Annotated in this window: 15 protein-coding genes and 2 pseudogenes; 4 read left to right on the top strand and 13 right to left on the bottom strand. The window is 38.3% G+C overall.

Annotated features, from left to right (window positions below; translation table 11 throughout):
• Positions 1-35 precede the first annotated feature (35 nt).
• The 4 genes and pseudogenes from HMPREF2887_RS01445 to HMPREF2887_RS01430 all read right to left on the bottom strand — a co-directional run bounded on the left by HMPREF2887_RS01445 (position 36) and on the right by HMPREF2887_RS01430 (position 3666).
• On the bottom strand, positions 36-725 hold the full coding sequence (locus tag HMPREF2887_RS01445; RefSeq protein WP_057489790.1) for a response regulator transcription factor: 690 nt from the start codon (positions 723-725) through the stop codon (positions 36-38).
• An 8-nt stretch (positions 726-733) separates the two neighbouring features.
• On the bottom strand, positions 734-2158 hold the full coding sequence (gene gndA, locus HMPREF2887_RS01440) for an NADP-dependent phosphogluconate dehydrogenase (RefSeq protein WP_084740362.1): 1425 nt from the start codon (positions 2156-2158) through the stop codon (positions 734-736).
• 298 nt (positions 2159-2456) lie between these two features.
• A complete protein-coding gene (locus tag HMPREF2887_RS01435) occupies positions 2457-3080 on the bottom strand; it encodes a DNA alkylation repair protein (protein ID WP_003023578.1) in 624 nt (207 codons plus the stop codon).
• Between the two features lie 50 nt (positions 3081-3130).
• Positions 3131-3666 (bottom strand): annotated as a pseudogene (locus HMPREF2887_RS01430) (DUF177 domain-containing protein).
• A 109-nt stretch (positions 3667-3775) separates the two neighbouring features.
• Here HMPREF2887_RS01430 and HMPREF2887_RS01425 point away from each other — a divergent pair.
• Both HMPREF2887_RS01425 and HMPREF2887_RS01420 read left to right on the top strand, forming a co-directional pair.
• A pseudogene (locus HMPREF2887_RS01425) lies at positions 3776-4633 on the top strand (XRE family transcriptional regulator).
• A gap of 189 nt (positions 4634-4822) precedes the next feature.
• Positions 4823-6052, top strand: a complete 1230-nt coding sequence (locus HMPREF2887_RS01420; protein WP_084740360.1) for an MFS transporter — start codon at positions 4823-4825, stop codon at positions 6050-6052.
• Between the two features lie 96 nt (positions 6053-6148).
• On the opposite strand, the gene htpX is transcribed toward HMPREF2887_RS01420, so the two are convergent.
• A complete protein-coding gene (gene htpX, locus HMPREF2887_RS01415; protein WP_084740355.1) occupies positions 6149-7045 on the bottom strand; it encodes a zinc metalloprotease HtpX in 897 nt (298 codons plus the stop codon).
• A gap of 1 nt (position 7046) precedes the next feature.
• Positions 7047-7607 carry a LemA family protein gene (locus HMPREF2887_RS01410; protein WP_084740351.1) on the bottom strand — a complete coding sequence of 187 codons (561 nt, stop codon included), beginning with the start codon at positions 7605-7607 and terminating at the stop codon, positions 7047-7049.
• A gap of 146 nt (positions 7608-7753) precedes the next feature.
• On the opposite strand from HMPREF2887_RS01410, the gene rsmG reads away from it, so the two are divergent.
• Positions 7754-8467: a 16S rRNA (guanine(527)-N(7))-methyltransferase RsmG gene (gene rsmG / locus HMPREF2887_RS01405; protein ID WP_084740397.1), complete on the top strand. Its 714-nt coding sequence runs from the start codon at positions 7754-7756 to the stop codon at positions 8465-8467.
• Positions 8468-8505: 38 nt separating this feature from the next.
• On the opposite strand, the gene HMPREF2887_RS01400 is transcribed toward rsmG, so the two are convergent.
• From HMPREF2887_RS01400 to HMPREF2887_RS01370, 7 genes are all read right to left on the bottom strand, one after another.
• Positions 8506-9333, bottom strand: coding sequence for a glycosyltransferase family 8 protein (locus tag HMPREF2887_RS01400; protein ID WP_084740348.1), 828 nt, complete (start codon positions 9331-9333; stop codon positions 8506-8508).
• Positions 9334-9354: 21 nt separating this feature from the next.
• Entirely contained in the window at positions 9355-10107 is a 753-nt protein-coding gene (locus HMPREF2887_RS01395; RefSeq protein WP_084740345.1) for an SDR family oxidoreductase, read from the bottom strand.
• A gap of 32 nt (positions 10108-10139) precedes the next feature.
• On the bottom strand, positions 10140-10976 hold the full coding sequence (locus HMPREF2887_RS01390) for an energy-coupling factor transporter transmembrane component T family protein (protein WP_084740342.1): 837 nt from the start codon (positions 10974-10976) through the stop codon (positions 10140-10142).
• Positions 10969-12648 (bottom strand): ABC transporter ATP-binding protein, encoded by a 1680-nt coding sequence (locus HMPREF2887_RS01385; RefSeq protein WP_084740339.1) that lies wholly within the window; start codon positions 12646-12648, stop codon positions 10969-10971. The genes HMPREF2887_RS01390 and HMPREF2887_RS01385 overlap by 8 nt, the downstream gene beginning before the upstream one ends.
• 10 nt (positions 12649-12658) lie before the next feature.
• The gene (locus HMPREF2887_RS01380) at positions 12659-13420 is read right to left on the bottom strand and encodes a nucleoside phosphorylase (protein ID WP_003023547.1); all 762 of its coding nucleotides are present in this window, start codon (positions 13418-13420) and stop codon (positions 12659-12661) included.
• Between the two features lie 752 nt (positions 13421-14172).
• Positions 14173-14721 (bottom strand): ECF-type riboflavin transporter substrate-binding protein, encoded by a 549-nt coding sequence (locus tag HMPREF2887_RS01375; protein ID WP_324253126.1) that lies wholly within the window; start codon positions 14719-14721, stop codon positions 14173-14175.
• Between the two features lie 15 nt (positions 14722-14736).
• The gene (locus HMPREF2887_RS01370) at positions 14737-15585 is read right to left on the bottom strand and encodes an SAM hydrolase/SAM-dependent halogenase family protein (RefSeq protein ID WP_021001990.1); all 849 of its coding nucleotides are present in this window, start codon (positions 15583-15585) and stop codon (positions 14737-14739) included.
• A 955-nt stretch (positions 15586-16540) separates the two neighbouring features.
• Between HMPREF2887_RS01370 and HMPREF2887_RS01365 the strand changes: the two genes are divergently transcribed.
• Complete coding sequence (locus HMPREF2887_RS01365; protein ID WP_003023538.1) at positions 16541-17101, top strand: methyltransferase family protein; 561 nt, start codon at positions 16541-16543, stop codon at positions 17099-17101.
• The last annotated feature ends 283 nt before the right edge of the window (positions 17102-17384 follow it).

Below are 17384 nucleotides of genomic sequence, written 5' to 3'. Positions count from 1 at the left end.
AAGTGCAGAAAAACGATATTTCCTGCACCTCAGAGTTATTCTTGCATAACATAACCAACACCACGCACGGTTTTTATATAACTTTTTTGCCCCACTATATCAATTTTACTACGAAGATAGCGAATATAAACATCGACAACATTTGTTTCAACAGCTCCTTCGTATTTCCACACGCGTTCTAACAACTGTTCACGGCTTAAAGCCTGATGACTTCCCATCAATGTTGCTAATAAATCATACTCTCTTCGAGTCAAAGCAATCACTTCTTCACCTCGATAAACTGTATGATTTTGCACATCAATCCGAAGATTCCGATAAGATGTTGGAACTTTCATCTGACTACAATGCTGGTCAATAAAATCACGCCCACGAAAAATGGCAGAAATTTTTTCAACTAAGTCCGTCACAATGAATGGTTCTACCATGTAAGCAACAGCAAAGCGTTGGATTTCCTCAGTATATTGAAGAATATTATCACGATTATCCAATACAATGATGACCGAAGCAAGCTTTATCACACTTAATTGTGCGGCAAATTCTGTTCCTGTCATATCGTCAAGCATAAAATTCAACAGGAATAAATCGTATTGATTAGCTCTCGCAGACGCCAAAGCATCTTTTCCTGTTTCAAAAAGATCAACTCGATAACCTTCTTTTTGTAATTCTAAGCCAATAAATTGCGCTAATTTTTTTTCTTTCTCAACTAATAAAATCCGCTTCGCCATAGCCTATCCTATTTTTCATCATACCAAGAATAGTGGTAAATTCCTTCTTTGTCCTTGCGTTCATACGTATGCGCACCAAAGTAATCGCGTTGCGCTTGAATTAAATTGGCTGGCAAGTTTTCTGCACGATAGCTATCAAAGTAAGCAATCGCACTAGAGAACGTTGGTACCGGCACACCTGCTTGAACAGCCAACGCCACTACATCACGAACAGCTTGTTGGTATTTGGCAGTGACGTCCATAAAATATTCGTCAAGCAGTAAGTTTGTAAGATCTGGATTACGTCCGTATGCATCTGTAATTTTTTGCAAGAAACGAGCACGAATGATACAACCAGCACGCCAAATAGAAGCAATTTCACCAAACGGAAGATTCCAATCCTGCTCTTTAGATGCTACACGCAATTGTGAGAAACCTTGTGCATAAGACATAATTTTTGAGAAGTAGAGGGCTTGACGAATTTTTTCAATCAATTCAGCCTTGTCTCCTTCAAATTTAAATGCAGCTGGTTTTGGAAGAACCTTGCTTGCAGCCACACGTTCATCTTTATAAGCAGAAATATAGCGTGCAAAGACAGACTCTGTAATGAGCGGAAGCGGTACACCAAAGTCAAGAGCTGATTGACTCGTCCATTTACCAGTTCCTTTATTTCCAGCCGCATCCAAAATGTAATCAACGATTGGTCCATCTTGACCTTCATCATCTTTACGAGTCAAAATATCAGCAGTGATTTCAATCAGATAGCTATCCAACTCACCTTTATTCCATTCTGTAAAGATGTCAGCCATTTCTGCTGCTGAAAATCCAAGCAAGTGTTGCATTAAATCATAGCTTTCCGCAATCAATTGCATATCACCATATTCTATCCCATTGTGAACCATTTTTACATAATGACCTGCACCGTTTGGACCGATGTAAGTCACACATGGCGCACCGTCTTCTGGTGCTTTGGCTGAAATTTCTTCCAACACGTCTGCTACTAATTCATAAGCTTCTTTTAGCCCACCAGGCATGATAGACGGTCCTTCAAGCGCACCTTTTTCGCCACCAGATACACCTGTTCCGATGAAATTGATTCCTGAATTTGCCAATTCTTCTGAACGACGAATGGTGTCTTTATAGAAAGTATTTCCACCGTCAATCAAGATATCTCCCTTATCAAGGAAAGGTAAAAGTGCCTGAATCGTTGCATCAGTTCCTGGCCCAGCTTTGACCATGAGCATGATACGACGTGGTTTTTCAATAGAATTTACAAAACTTTCCACATCATAACTTGGAACAAAGTTTTTTTCAGGGTGAGATGCAATCACATCTTCTGTTTTATTCGCTGAGCGGTTGTAAATTGCTACTGTATAGCCACGAGATTCAATATTAAGGGCAAGGTTACGACCCATGACGGCCATACCAACAACACCAAAATTCGCTTTTGTCATTTTGTACTCCTCTTTTTAGTTTGTTTTATTTTATCATTTTTATGCGTGAAAATAAAGGATTTGTTATTTTACATGAAACTATTTGCTAGCATAAATAGAAAAACATATAAGTAAAATAATTCTTAGAACCTGTTCCCGCAAAGATAGTTTTGTCAGACGAAGATTCACTCTTTAGTTAATCTAGACAAAAATTTGCAAGAATACTGAATATATGTCAAAAAACTTTAATAACGGACGAGTGACGGAGAATAGTCTTTTATATATGAAAAAGTTGTCTGTAGAATACAAGCCCTTATATTTATATATGTGTGCCAATGAATTTACTAGCTAATTGATAAACCTGTCGCTCTGCTTTATTGGTTCCCCACGTCTTGAGTTCCGATTTTACAAGTTCTGGAAATTTTTTACTAATATCTTTTAAAGCATTCCCTACGGACTTTCTTACGTATTCACTAGAGTCTAATCTTAAGTTCGACAATCTTTTTATCGCTTCCTGAGGATTCTCATTAAAATAAGGTCTGCTAGTCCATATTCGTAAACCTTCTGTTACTGCTCTTCTTGTATTTGGCTGTTCTGCATATAGCCACTCATCAATTATATCTAGAGATTGCTCATATCCAACTCTTTTGCAATACTCATCAAAGGATTTTGCTAGAATTTCCTGAACTCTCCAATTCTTATCTTTCGACACTTCTTCTTTCATAAAATGCAAAACTGCCTTATCATCAGACAAATATCCGAATAAAAAGACAGCATACATCCGAACTTGATATACCTCTGATTGATAAGCTAATTTAGCTAATGCATGCACTTCTTTTTCTTCATAACTTTCAAAATCTAACTGCGCTCTTTTCTCAAATTCTTTAAAACCATTTTTTATTTCAGAAAAATCATGCTCTAATCTTTTTATGTATTTTTGCATATTCTGCTCCTTTTTCCAATAAAAAATATGGCAAACAAAAATTAGATTTTTCACTCCTCATCAAATAGACCTTGCAGGCTAGCAAAAGGACTGTTCTTCTCTTTTTGCTCTTGTTTACTTTGCTGATACTCTTCTTCGGTCATGACCTGCCAATCATTTCCTGAAGGCATGCTATCACTCGCTTCCTCCTCGGCTGTCAGCACTTTAAGAGGGATATGCAATAAAATATTATCTGCCACACTTTCAGCTAAATCGATTTCTTCATTTTCAATCGGCAACACCAAGTCATCCGCTATCAAATCCTGATCTACTTTTCCACTATGCGCATCAGCAAAACTTCATTTACCAAGTAGCTCTCTTTTTGCTCTACCGGCTCCATGCTGCGACTTGATGCCAGTGTAATGGTATAAGACAAATCATAATCTAAAAAGTAAAGACCGTCCTCATATTGCACTCTTCCACTTGCAAAAATATCTTGGACATTTAAAATTTCAGGATTGCGCACTTGCAATTCTTGTGTCAAATCAAATCCTTGCTCAAAAGCAAGACCATCTGGATTTTTACGAATTTCTTGAATATGTAACATCATTTCCTCATTTGTATTTAAATTTCTAGATTTATTATACCATTTTTGAGATGAGAAATAGGAGAGAAACCATTATTTTGTTATAATAACAATCAAAAGGAGGATTGTGATGGATAATTTAGGTCGTATATTTAAATCTTTCCGAGAAGCTAGACATATTTCCTTGACAGAAGCAACCGGAGAAGAATTTTCAAAGTCTATGCTGTCACGTTTTGAAAATGGTCAGAGTGAGCTTTCTGCTCAAAAATTATTTACAGCTCTTGAAAATATCCACACAGATGTGAAAGAATTTACTCTAGCAGCTCATGAACATCAAAAAAATTCCGAACAACAACTAATTGATACCCTTCAAGAACAGTCTGATAATCCAGATTTTATCGAAGCTTTTTACTTAGAAAAACAAGCTCTATATCAAAAATCCAGAAAAAAAGAAGATATGATTGAAGCTATTATTGTCAAAGGTTTTCTTTGCGCTCTAAAAGATGGAATTACAGCTTCCACAGAGGAAAGTAACTTTCTTCATAATTATCTCTTTTCTGTGGATATTTAGGGGTTGTACGAACTTAAACTTTTCGCCTTTTGTACGACTATTCTCTCCTCAAAACTTTATACACAATATACAAAAGAAATGGTCAACAGAAAAGATTTTTTAGGCTTATTTGAGAGCAATCGTTATACTATTCATACCATTTTTATAAATGGCTTCTTTCTAGCTATTGAATCAAGACACTTTGCAGAAGCTACTTTCTTCGAAAACTGGATTAAAGCTCATTTTTATAAGGAAAATGAAGCCTATCTACGAATCGTTTTTAAATTTGCTCAAGGAGAACTCCTATTCCTTTAAGGAAATAAAGAAAACGGATTGAAACAAATGAAGCAAGCTGTCCATATCTTGCAACTATTAGATTGCCAGACTAGTGCTGAATACTATCAAAATGGAATTGAAAAGCTCCTCAAAGAAAATTAACTTTTGTTGAATATGTGCAACGTTTTGCTGACGTTGCATTTTTTCATTTATACTAAAATACATAAAGTTTACTTGCAAGTTACTTTTCCATATCGTTCACTTACTTAGACTTTATTCCCACTTGCGAAAAGGCTATTGAATTTACTTTTTTGCTTGTTATAATCAATGCAACACACATAGGAGGTTATCATGAAACTTATTTTGAGAAATAAAGTATTTGCTTTTATTAGTCTGTCACGCATATTCAATATTTTGGGCTCTTCCATTTATAATATTGTTTTTGTAGTCTTTGCATCCAGTTTACCAAATCCTAAATTTGCTGTTGGAATCGCTAATTTTATCGTTCTCGTTCCAGTGTTTTTCACTATTTTTGTGGGAATGAAAGCTGATCAAACAACCCATAAAGCTCGTTGGCTCATTCACATGGGCTATCTCCAAGCCATGTTATTTGTCTTTGTAGCATTTCTAACTCGCTCAACTTCTTATCTAGCTTTTTCTGTCGTTTGTTTGCTAAATATCGTATCAGATATGATGAGTGATTATCGTAGTGGTCTGCAAATGCCTATTTTGAAAAAGAATCTAGCAGAGGAAGAGATGATGCCAGCTTTCTCCTTTATGCAACTAATTGCTTATCTCTGCAATCTTGCCGGACAAGCATTAGGAATTTGGCTTCTTGCTATCAGCAACCAACAATTTGCGTTGGTCGCCTTCATCAATGCCTTAGCTTTCCTACTTTCTTCCACTACTCTTTATTTTGTTCGTCATAAACTCACCCATGACCCAGTCAAAGAAAATGAAAATCCTCTTCCTCTCAAACAACAATTCCTAGAAATGTATCACAGCTCCAAACTAATTTTTGAACAAAACGGAGACAGCCATTTTTTGACTTTACTCTTTCAGATACTAATACTCAATGCACTCGGCGGCTCTATTATGGCCATTTACAATCTTTATTTATTGGATCATTCTTTATTTGGACTTCCTTTCAGTCAATCTCTTCTCATTTTTGAAACAACGATTATTTTAGGAGTTATCTCTGCCAGCCTGACTCCCAATGATTATTTTAGCAAACTTTCCGTCAATAAAATTGCTTTTTGGGCTACTTTATCCATTGCTCTAATTGGCTTCATAAATCTTCTCCAGCTACCCGTTTTCCTTACTATTTTTGCTGTTTTCTTTATCATGTATCTTTCTGGAAAAGTCAATCCCAAAATCAACAGCATGCTCCTCAGCAAACTTCCATCAGATATCTTAGCACAGACTTCTAACTTTCTGAGTTTGCTATTTAGTTTTTCTGTCCCATTTGGAACCATGATCTTTACCAGTCTCGCTATTTGGAATATGAAAGTCGCTTGGATTGTGTTTACAATCTGTGGCGTGCTGTCTCTCTTACTCTCATTCCAAAAACAACATAGATAAAGCTATCGTAACTAAAATTTATATGGTGAAATACCAAAAAAGATTGGGACAGACAGTCATGATTGCTACACAACCATATAGTCTATCTCAATCTTTTTACATTTTTCTTAAGCGCTCCACTCGCTCTGAAATCGGCGGATGAGTGTAAAATAGCTTTTGAAGTCCACCTTCTTTTTTCGGATCATTGATATAGAGAGCTGCACTAGCGTCATCAACTTTGTGGTGCATCGGCTCGCTATTTTCTAATTTCAAGAGAGCGTTAATCATCCCTTGTGGATTGCGCGTTAATTCTACACTGGAAGCGTCTGCCAAAAATTCACGTTGACGAGAAATTGCCAACTGTACTAAGGTGGCTGCTAAGGGAGCTAAGATAATCGCAATAAGCGACAGAATCAACATCAAAATCCCCAAACCGTTGTCATTATCTCGACTATTACGCCTGCGACCACCGCCACCAAACCACATCATACGCCCAGCTAAGCTAGATAGCATGGTCACTGCACTAGCAAGTGCTACTGCAATCGTTGAAATCCGAATATCATAATTACGAATATGGCTCACTTCATGTCCAATAACCGCTTCCAGTTCTTCACGATTCATCAGATTTAACAACCCTGTTGTTGCAGCAACTGCTGCATTTTCAGGCTTTGAACCAGTCGCAAAAGCATTGGGCGATGAATCCTCTACAATATACACCCGTGGCATCGGAACTTGTGCTACCATCGCCATATCTTCTACCACATGATACAAATCAGGGGCTTCAGCTTCAGTGACTTGGCGCGCACCATTCATAGACATAACAACCTCAGTAGACTGGAAAATCATGCTAAAAGCATAAATTCCACCAATGATAAAGGCAATTATCACACCACCGAGAGTAGAATTTAACCATAAATACCCTACCGCAGCACCAATAATCGCTAAGAGAGCAAAAAAAGCAATTAAGAGAACCCACGTTCGTCTTTTATTACTAGCAATTTGATCAAAGAGCATATTAGTCACCTAGACCGCTAAAATCAACTTTTGGTACAGATTTTTCTTCTTCTGGGACAGCTAAGAAATCTGCCGGCTTAAAGCTAAACACTCCGGCAATAATATTACTTGGAAATGTTTCTAGCTTCACATTATAATTGCTTGTTACACTATTATAAAGTTGACGAGAATACGAAATTTTATTTTCAGTATTAGTCAATTCTTCTTGCAATTTTACAAAGTTCGCGCTTGCTTTTAACTCTGGGTAATTTTCTGCAACTGCAAAAATACCAGAAATCTGACGCGTCAAGGCATCACTTGCTTTCATAGCCTCTGCTGGCGTTGTAGCAGCTGCAACTTGACGACGAAGCTCTGTTACCTTTTCAAGCGTTGATGCTTCATATTTAGCATACCCTTTGACCGTTTCAATCAAATTTGGCAGCAAATCATTTCGACGTTTTAACTGAACATCAATTTGACTCCACGCTTCTTTGGTTTGCATACGACTTTTGACAAGACCATTGTAACTAGCAATCACAAACAATATCAGTACTACAACAATGGCTAAAATAATCATCCACATAATCATTCTCCTTTAAATTTATTATAGACATTATACCAGAAAAATGAAAAGAATAAAAATTTAGACTTCTTCAAAAGAGAAATTTTAAAGATTCTCTTCTGATTATCTGGTATAATAGAAATAAGAAATACAAATAAGGACAAATGATGACACCCGAAGAATTTTATGAACTCTTAAAACAGCAACAGATTGAACTCACAGACCGACAAAAGAAGCAATTTGAACACTATTTTGAACTGCTCGTTGAATGGAATGAAAACATCAATCTGACAGCTATTACTGACAAAAAGGAAGTCTATCTCAAGCATTTCTATGATTCCATTGCGCCAATTTTACAGGGACGGATTGAAAACAAAAGCATCAAACTATTGGATATTGGAGCAGGGGCAGGTTTTCCGAGTCTTCCGATGAAAATCCTCTATCCAGCATTAGATGTGACGATTATTGACTCTCTAAACAAGCGTATTCTGTTTTTAAATCACTTGGCTGACGAGTTAGGTTTGGAAAAAGTTCATTTTTATCATGGTCGGGCAGAAGATTTTGCTCAAGATAAAGACTTCCGCGCCCAGTTTGATATTGTCACTGCACGCGCTGTTGCTCGTATGCAGATCTTAGCCGAGCTGACCATTCCCTTTCTTAAAGTTGGCGGGCGTCTTTTAGCGTTCAAAGCTAGCAATGCTCCTGAGGAATTAACAGAAGCAAAAACCGCGCTTAGCCTTCTTTTCAGCAAAGTCGAAAAAAACATTCATTACCAACTCCCCAATGGCGACCCGCGGTATATCACGGTTGTTGGCAAGAAAAAAGAAACTCCCAATAAATACCCACGCAAAGCAGGAATTCCTAATAAACGGCCGTTATAAAAAGAAAATCCAACCATTTTAATTGGTTGGTTTCGTTTTTATCTGCCAACTCTTCGGCTGCGATGTTGGTAATGCTTGTAAAGCGCGGCATAGCGTCCGTGGTATTCTTTCAGCCAAGGCTTATCTCGACCGCAAAAGTGAAGAAAAACGGTGTTCTCAATCACCCAATCCAAGTCCCACTCTCCTTTACTCCGAGCATAATATAGCACATTGTAGCGTGCATCATAGTTATACAATTCATCTGGAATCTGAATTGTCAAATGCCCATACAAAGCATTCAGCACATCTTGATCCGGTAAAAAGAGTTTAAAACTATTTTGAGCAATGTATTCTAAAATCTTTTCTCGTTTTACTTCTTTTAGAATGGCGGTCAAATTCATAAGTAAAACGCCGGAATTGTAATAACTTTCCGCTTCAAAATTCTGCAAGCGCAACTTATTGACTAAATCTGTCATATTGGCATCTGATCCATGACTAGCCGCAGCATATAAAGAAGCTCCTAACTCCATTTCATAAAGAGGACAAATATCATTCAGACATAAAATATCTGCGTCTAGGTAAAGAATTCTGTCTAAGTCTTTAGGAAGGTATTCATGTGCCAGCAAGCGATAGTAGATTGTTTCTGGATACCGATCAGTGCTGGGGGCGTCCTCAAATGCTTTTTCCCCAATCACGACTGGTTCATAGATGATTCCTAGTGCCTCACAAAATTCCTCAATCTCCACATTCCTTTTTAACAATTTTTTTTGCAAAACAAACACATGCAGCAAAGCTGACGGTGAATTTAGGTAAACGGAATACAAGGTTGTTTTAAATTGCTCGACATAGCGATCATCGATTGAAAACAAAAGGTTTATTTCTGTCATATTCTCCCCATTCTATCTCATCTATTCTTCTCGAAAAACAGGCTGCGCTCCAAATGTTTGTGAAACAGGCATGATTTCAATCCGGTTAATATTGACATGAGGAGGCTGTCCAACAATCCAAGCAACAGTATTGGCAATATCTATTGGCTGAATAGCATGAGCTCCTTCATACAATTTTTCAGCTCGTTGATCGTCCCCTTTAAATCGGACATTTGAAAATTCTGTTCCCTCACAAAGACCAGGTTCAATGTTAGTAACACGAATATGATGTCCTGCCAAATCAGCACGTAAATTCAAAGAAAATTGCTTCACGAATGCTTTACTAGCTCCATAGACGTTGGCACCTGGATAAGGAACCGTTCCAGCAGTCGAACCTAGATTGATAATCAATCCGCTATCTCGCTCTACCATTTGCGGTAGGATCTGACGTGTTAGATAAACCAAACCAATAATATTGGTCTGAATCATCGTCAGCCAATCTTGCATATCTGCCTCATAAGCCTTGTCTAAGCCCAATGCCAGGCCTGCATTATTGACCAAAATATCAATCGTTCTCCAATTCTCCGGCAAACTTTCTAAAGCCTGATCCACACTTTTTGTATCCGACACATCCATTTGAAGCGGATAAAAATTTTCAAAACCCAACTCCTCTTGAAGTTGTGTCAACTTTTCCAATCTTCTCGCTGCTCCAATCACTTGATGGCCTTCTGTCACCAATCGACGACAAATAGCTTGACCAAAACCAGCTGAAGCTCCTGTTACCAATGCAATCATTTCCTTCCTCCTATGTACATTTCAATTCTCATTTATAGCCAAGGATTGTAAAAGCGACCGTGATTAACAAAAAAGAGTAAAAAACTGAGTAGTAAAAATAAAATAGCCAGCAAAATCACTTCAATATCCAATCTCTGAAAAGCCTGATAAGTGTACCAAGTCCGCTTCTTATTTTTACCAAAACGGCGCAATTCCATGGCTGTCGCAATCGTATCAATCCGCTCCAGCGAGCTAAAAATCAATGGAATAATGATTTGCAGGTTCCCTTTGATACGCTGGCTTAATTTTGCTTTTTTGGACAATTCCAGTCCACGCGCTTCTTGCGACATTCTAATCAGGTAAAATTCCTCCTGCAGGTCAGGAATATAGCGCAGCGTCAAACTGACAGAATAGGCGATTTTATAAGGAATTCCGATTTGATTCATGCTAGAGGCAAACTGACTAGGGTGAGTGGTCATTAAAAAAATAACCGCCAAAGGAATGGTGCAGAGATATTTCAAGAACAAATTAAACAAATAAAAAATTTCCTGCGCTGTTACAGTATAGCTACCTAGACCGCTTAACCAGACCGTCTGTTGGCCATAAATCTCCACTCCGTACTGAGGAGCAAACAGATAGACCATGATAAGATTCAAAGCGGCAAAAACACCTGCAAAAGCCAAAACAAACGATACATCTTTGAAATGAATGTTCGAAACTCTAAAAAGAAAGAGTGAGCCAATCGCAATGACCAACAGCAAGCGAGTATCGTAACTAATCATCGCTGCAGTTGATACCAAAATGAAAAACAGTAACTTACTCGCTCCGGATAGGCGATGCAAAAAGGTCGTTCCCGCATGGTAACCAATAAGTTTTTGCTGATTAAGCATGGCTTTCCTCCCTTTCTTGCATATAAAATTCTGTTAAAGCGAGTGGATCAACGTTTAATTTCTCAGCCAAGTAAAAGATAGACGTTTCCTTAAGGTTCGCTGCATGAATCAAAGTCTTATCTGTCAAAACTTCGGCCGGTGTTTTGTCTGCCAAGATCTTTCCGTCTAACATCACAACCGCACGGTCAGAATAATCCAGCATCAGCTGCATATCATGTGTAATCATGATAATCGTATGCCCTTTTTGGTTCAATTCATCTAAGAAATTCATGATTTCTGTGTAATTGCGCTGATCTTGGCCAGCCGTTGGCTCATCTAAAAGGATAATCTCTGGATTTAACACTAAAATCGAAGCAATGGTCACCCGCTTCTTTTGCCCAAAAGACAGAGCAGAAATGGGCCACTGCCGAAATTCATATAAACCGCAGGTTTTTAGCGCAGCTAATACACGCTCTTTTATCTCATTTTCTGCAATCCCACGCAACTTCAAGCCTAAAGCAACCTCATCAAAAATCATGGTCGTAGAAATCATCTGATTTGGGTTTTGCAAAACGTAACCAATCCGTTCTGCCCGCTCTTTAATGGAGTCGCCTTTGATGTCTCTTCCCTGCCAAGTATAGCTTCCTTCTGTTGCGATAAACTGGCAAAGCGCTTTGGCTAACGTGGATTTTCCAGCACCGTTTTTCCCGACAATGGCAATTTTTTCGCCTTTAGAGATTGTAAAATCAATATCTTGTAAAACCTTTTTCTCACCGTAGGCAAAGTGGACATTTTTCAATTCCAGCAAATCATCCTGGGCTTGTGATTTTTGAATAGAAACTTTTTCACCTGAAAACTGAACAGCGGAGACATCTATCTGAGCTAAATTTGCCAACTGTGCAGAATTTTCCAGCTGAAAACCAAGCTGACGCAAGGTGGTCAGATAAAGTGGCTCTCGAATCCCATTTTCGGCTAATAAATGCGTATGCAGCAGATTATCAGGACTGCCGTTAAAGAGAATTTGTCCGTCATTGATGAGGACAATCCGATCAATAGACCGATACAGTACATCTTCCAGACGATGCTCGATAACAATCGTTGTCGTTCCTGCTTCCGCATGGATCTGATCAATCAGCTCAATCGTATCCTGTCCCGACTTCGGATCTAAATTTGCCAAAGGCTCATCAAAGAGCAAAATCGGACTTTCATCAATCAGCACCCCAGCCAAACTGACCCGCTGCTTCTGCCCACCAGATAAGTCTTGAGGACGTTGGTGTAACAGCGATAACAAATCCAATTTCTCTGCCCACAAATGAACCTTTTCTCTCATCGTTGGCAAATTAACCATGTCATTTTCCAAAGCAAAAGCCAAATCTTCCGCGACACTCAGCCCGATAAATTGACCGTCTGTGTCTTGCAAGACGGTACTGACAAGATTGGACAAGTCATAAATGCTGCTGCCAAACGCAGACTTACCTTGAATCCACAGATTCCCAGTCATTTCTCCATGATAAATAGTTGGAATAATGCCATTTAAGCATTGTCCAAGAGTGGACTTTCCCGAACCAGAAGGGCCGACTATCAAGACCTTTTCGCCCTCATAAATCGTCAAATCAACATTTTTCAAGGTTGGTTCTGTCTGCGCTTGATACTGAAAACTAAAGTTTTCAAATTGAATAATTGGTTTTTTCATAGCATGTTCTCTATAAAGCAAGGGCAATTTGCATTGCCAAGTTAGCCACTTTGTCTTTTTCATCTAGGTCTGCATGATTGGCTAAATTGCGCATATCCCAGGCTTCTTCTGACAAGTGATCCGCCGCATAAAAGAAATGGCAAACGGAAATCTCACGAAAAGCTGCCAAAGCTGCAACTGCTGAACATTCCATGTCTACACAAACAGCACCCATTTCTTTTCGCTTATGGAGTTTCGCAGCCGTTTCCCGATAAATGCCGTCTGTCGTCCAAACTTTTCCAACTGTATGAGAAATTCCTTTAGCAGCTAAAAATGACCGTAAAAAATCCCGCAAACCGACATTTACTTCTATCTCATCAGAAGCCGGCAGGTAATGATAACTGGTCCCTTCATCACGAATAGCCGCATGAGGAACAATGATAGACGTTTCCCTAATCGTTTCATCTAAAACACCACATGTTCCAAAAAGAACCAGCTTCTTCATTCCAAAGGCAATCAAATCTTCCAAAATAGCGATACAGGCAGCCGCCCCTACTGGTGAATTAAACACGGCGATTGCCTTACCTTTTATAACAACCTTGTAAATGGGAATCTCAATATTTGCCATGGAAGTGGAGGTCAATAACTCATGCTGAAAATCAGCCAGCATGCGCTTAAAGGTCTCACGGGCAAAGCAAGACACCACTATTTCTGGAAAATCTGGCAACGCCTCAACCAAATCTTCTGGATTGATAATCGCCTGACGGTTTTCATCAAATTCCTCTAAAATCATCCACTTCTCCTCTTGTACTTACTCATTCTATTGTAGCATAAAAGAAAATAAGATGAAAATCAATTTTGAAGTCCGCGAACACTGTCGCAAAATTAAACCTTGAACGTGAAAAAATCTGACCAAACAAGAAGCGTTCAGCTTCTTGCCGACCCTACACGGTTACTGAGAAAGTGCGGCAATGGTTAAAATAGTCGACCCGGTCGACGAAACAAACTTAAACCAGTTGAGACTATCGACCCAGTCGACGGGACAAACAAGAACTCGTTTCTTCTGTCTGAGCCTCGAACGACATGAACCAAAATCAGTTTGCTCCGTCCGAGCCTCGGATGACATGAACCAAAACTAGTTTACTCTGTCCGAACCTCGGATAACATGAATCAAAATCAGTTTGCTCTGTCCGAGCCTCGGATAACATGAATCAAAATCAGTTTGCTCCGTCCGAACCTCGGATGACATGAACTAAAACCAATTTGCTCCGTCTGCCCCTCGGATGACATGAACTAAAACTAGTTTGCTTCGTCTGAACTTGGACAGCATGCCTAGACAATATTTTTCTCATTAGGTGCTTTCTTAAGTCTAAAAAGCAAATGAAAAGCTCCATCATAGGGCATTTTGCCATTATAAAGCAAGAAACTGAGGCAAAAATGCTCAGCTCCTTTGTTTATATAGTCATCAGAATTATAAGACGCAGTGGTGAGAGTAAGAAGAAACATTTTCAAACCTTCGCTCCGTCTCACTCCCGCTTCATGTCACTAATCTTTTTTCAAACTTCCTGATTTGGTTTGCGTGCGGGCATAAGCTAGCAAAAGCACTGTTCCTGCAATAGCAACCGTCAAACCATTAGAAATCGTTGCAACAACGCCCTGTACAAACACCTTGTTTGCAGGCTCATTGTAAATCAAAATATCACCTAGCGGCGCAATGACAATCCACACCACAGCATTGGCCAACAGTTGAATTACATTGAACGATACAATATCTTTTGCTTCAAAAATACCTTGCGTAACACGGAGTCTTTTCCGAAACAGCCCAATAATCAAACCAAACAAACCGCTGGCAATGACCCATGACCACCAAGGATTTCCATATTGCAAAGAGTCTTTTAGGGCATGCCCGATGAAGCCCGTTAAAAATCCAACAACCGGACCAAAAATCACACTAAACAAGGCCTGCAAAGCATACTGCAATTGAATGCTGGTATTTGGCACAGGAGTTGGAATACTAATCATTCCGATAACGACGAAGAGGGCTGCTCCAATCCCCGTTGCGACAACACTTCTTATTGAATTATTTTTCATAATAATCTCCTTTATTATTTATTTTTCAATCCGCTTGATTTCAATACTCCATTGCGCTCCGACTCCTACATTATAGGCCTTCGCAAAAGACCCCTGATTGATCGCCAGACCAACACGATAAAGAGAATTGATATACAAAATCGGCTGACCAATCCGTACATCCGCAAAAGATTTCCCATAAGTCACCTGGTTCTGATAGACCAGCATATCGTTATTATAAATCGTGACCTCAAACCGATTACCAAATTCAGGACTAAGAGTATAAAATTCCTCACGTGTAATAGACGTCCATAGCGAACCAAAACGAACATCTAAAATATCAATAGCCCCACTAACAAAATCATTCCCAATTGTCGTTTCCACAACAGGAATTTCTACAATTTCATCTATACTTAATTCTGGGCCCACTTCTTCAAAAGTAATGTGTCCGCTTGCTAACTTCGCACCAGTATAAGCATAAACATCACGACCATGAAACGTATAAGAATGCTCCGTATTTTTTCGGCGATTTTCCACCTCCGAAATCTCACGAATCGCTAGAATTCCCACATGTTTCTTGATAAAAGAAAGTGTCCCGTTATTTGGCGTGACAATATACTGATTTTGTACAGTTTTGGCAACCACGCTTTTCCGCTTCGAACCAACGCCTGGATCCACAACGGAGACAAACGTTGTCCCTTCTGGCCAATAATTCACCGTTTGAAACAAACGATAGCTTCCCTCAAAAATATTATAAGGCGTAATATCATGAGTCAAATGATGTATTTTTAACGTTGGGGATTCCTCTAAGGCCACACCGACCATTGCCGATACAGCCCCATCTACCAAACCAAAATCTGACTGTAATACCAGTAAGTTATTCTGCATTTTCTCTCCTTTATTACACTTATATCATAACATAAATTAAATTTCTTATCCATATCTATTTTTGACCACATCAAAAAATCTATCTATATCTCCCTTGACACCACTTACAGCTTCTGAGATTGTAAGCAAGCTTGATTTGCTCCAATACCCACTACCTGCTCTATCTAAAAGTCGTTCAATGCAAGTAGAATTAGATTCAACGTTCTGTTTTATGGGCATGTATTCCAATGATTGCTGTCTCACCTACATACATATTGTGCCGCAAGAGCATTTGCAATTGATACTTTAACTGTTGTCCCCGAATACCTCAAATCCACCTCAATTATAGGCCACATTTTCATTAAAGATTGTAGGGAATATCAATACTCCTCTGAAATGATAGGTTTTTAAATTTCTAATTGGTAAATAAACAGAAAACTATCATAACAGCAACAGACTAAATTTATACTTTTTATTGATATACTAATGAATTCGTTTCAAAAATGGCAACAAATACTTGGCACTACGGTAAAGAAAGACTTATTTTCAGAAATTCTTGTTGTCATAGCATTACCATTGAAAAATAATAGTTTTGGCTAAAATGTACTACGTTAACATTGTAACCTTTCGATAATTGTCATCTCATTTGGAATCCAACTATTATGCAAGTGGATATTGCAAGTAATGAGGTTTGGCGGTATAATGTAAATGAGTCATTTAAAAATCGTCTACATTCTTCTCACTTGAATATCACCCACAAATGAACTAATTATTTTAGCTGACACTACGGAGGTAAACCTAGAATTGTCTAACAACCAATTGAGTGGCCATTTTTATTTTCTGTGAAAGTTCTTTTAGCCACCTCAAGATGATATATATCAGTTCATTTCTCAGAAAATCACTTCTAACTAAATATGAGATTGATGTCTTTTATAGGACTCTTGGTTAGAGCTGAAATAACGAAAAGAGGTTTATAATGTTTCACTATCAAAGCACCATCATTTATTGTTTACTCGTTCTATGGGGGTTAACAGAACTTTTTATTAAAAACAAGACCAGCAAAAACACCTCAAATCATTCTAAGGATCAGGGGACAAGATACATTATTATTACCAGTGTTGTGTTATCCATAGCCATGCTGAATAATCCTATTAAACCTTACCTACTTCCTGAATGGGGGATTTACCTAGGTATTTTTCTGATGATTTTCGGTATTATTTTTAGATTATATGCTATTCATTATCTTGGCAAAGCATTTACACTAAATGTTCAGACCACTGATACTCAAAAATTAATTAGCAGTGGACCCTATAGTCTCGTTCGCAACCCTGCTTATACTGGAAGCATTCTTTCCATTTTAGGCTTATCTTTTGTAACATTAAATATCTTAAGTATTCTCATTACTCTTATTATTTTGAGCATTGCCTACGCTATCCGTATTCGAACAGAAGAAAGGGTTCTCAATCAGCATTTTGGAGAAGACTATAAGGACTACTGCCAAAAGGTTAGATATCGTCTTTTCCCATTTATTTGGTAAATAATAATTCAGACTTTTAAAACAAAGAAAGGCTCCATAATATCTCTCTCTAGTAAGGTAACCCTACTTCGGAGATACTATAGAGCTTTTTGTATATGATTTTAATAGAAAAACACGACTAAGTTCTTCATTGGAAGAGCAATGAATTCCAATTTAAGACAGATTTAATCCATCTTCCAACTTTCACTAGAAATAACAATCCCTTTAGAGGGGATATAAAACCTTCACTGTTTTGGATATATGAAAAAAGAGAACGAAGACTGTACTGACCCCCAAAAGTTGG

Origin of the sequence: Streptococcus sp. HMSC071H03, assembly GCF_001813035.1 — a bacterium.
GTDB classification, from domain to species: domain Bacteria; phylum Bacillota; class Bacilli; order Lactobacillales; family Streptococcaceae; genus Streptococcus; species Streptococcus anginosus.
This window is presented reverse-complemented; position numbering and strand designations above follow the sequence as displayed.

Bases quoted from the DNA above. Each gene is read 5' to 3' on its own strand.
- HMPREF2887_RS01420 (WP_084740360.1), top strand. From the start codon at position 4,823: ATGAAACTTATTTTGAGAAATAAAGTATTTGCTTTTATTAGTCTGTCA.
- HMPREF2887_RS01370 (WP_021001990.1), bottom strand. From the start codon at position 15,585: ATGCAGAATAACTTACTGGTATTACAGTCAGATTTTGGTTTGGTAGAT.
- HMPREF2887_RS01400 (WP_084740348.1), bottom strand. From the start codon at position 9,333: ATGACAGAAATAAACCTTTTGTTTTCAATCGATGATCGCTATGTCGAG.
- HMPREF2887_RS01395 (WP_084740345.1), bottom strand. From the start codon at position 10,107: ATGATTGCATTGGTAACAGGAGCTTCAGCTGGTTTTGGTCAAGCTATT.
- HMPREF2887_RS01410 (WP_084740351.1), bottom strand. From the start codon at position 7,607: ATGTGGATGATTATTTTAGCCATTGTTGTAGTACTGATATTGTTTGTG.
- HMPREF2887_RS01435 (WP_003023578.1), bottom strand. From the start codon at position 3,080: ATGCAAAAATACATAAAAAGATTAGAGCATGATTTTTCTGAAATAAAA.
- HMPREF2887_RS01365 (WP_003023538.1), top strand. From the start codon at position 16,541: ATGTTTCACTATCAAAGCACCATCATTTATTGTTTACTCGTTCTATGG.
- HMPREF2887_RS01380 (WP_003023547.1), bottom strand. From the start codon at position 13,420: ATGATTTTAGAGGAATTTGATGAAAACCGTCAGGCGATTATCAATCCA.
- htpX (WP_084740355.1), bottom strand. From the start codon at position 7,045: ATGCTCTTTGATCAAATTGCTAGTAATAAAAGACGAACGTGGGTTCTC.
- rsmG (WP_084740397.1), top strand. From the start codon at position 7,754: ATGACACCCGAAGAATTTTATGAACTCTTAAAACAGCAACAGATTGAA.
- gndA (WP_084740362.1), bottom strand. From the start codon at position 2,158: ATGACAAAAGCGAATTTTGGTGTTGTTGGTATGGCCGTCATGGGTCGT.
- HMPREF2887_RS01390 (WP_084740342.1), bottom strand. From the start codon at position 10,976: ATGCTTAATCAGCAAAAACTTATTGGTTACCATGCGGGAACGACCTTT.
- HMPREF2887_RS01385 (WP_084740339.1), bottom strand. From the start codon at position 12,648: ATGAAAAAACCAATTATTCAATTTGAAAACTTTAGTTTTCAGTATCAA.
- HMPREF2887_RS01445 (WP_057489790.1), bottom strand. From the start codon at position 725: ATGGCGAAGCGGATTTTATTAGTTGAGAAAGAAAAAAAATTAGCGCAA.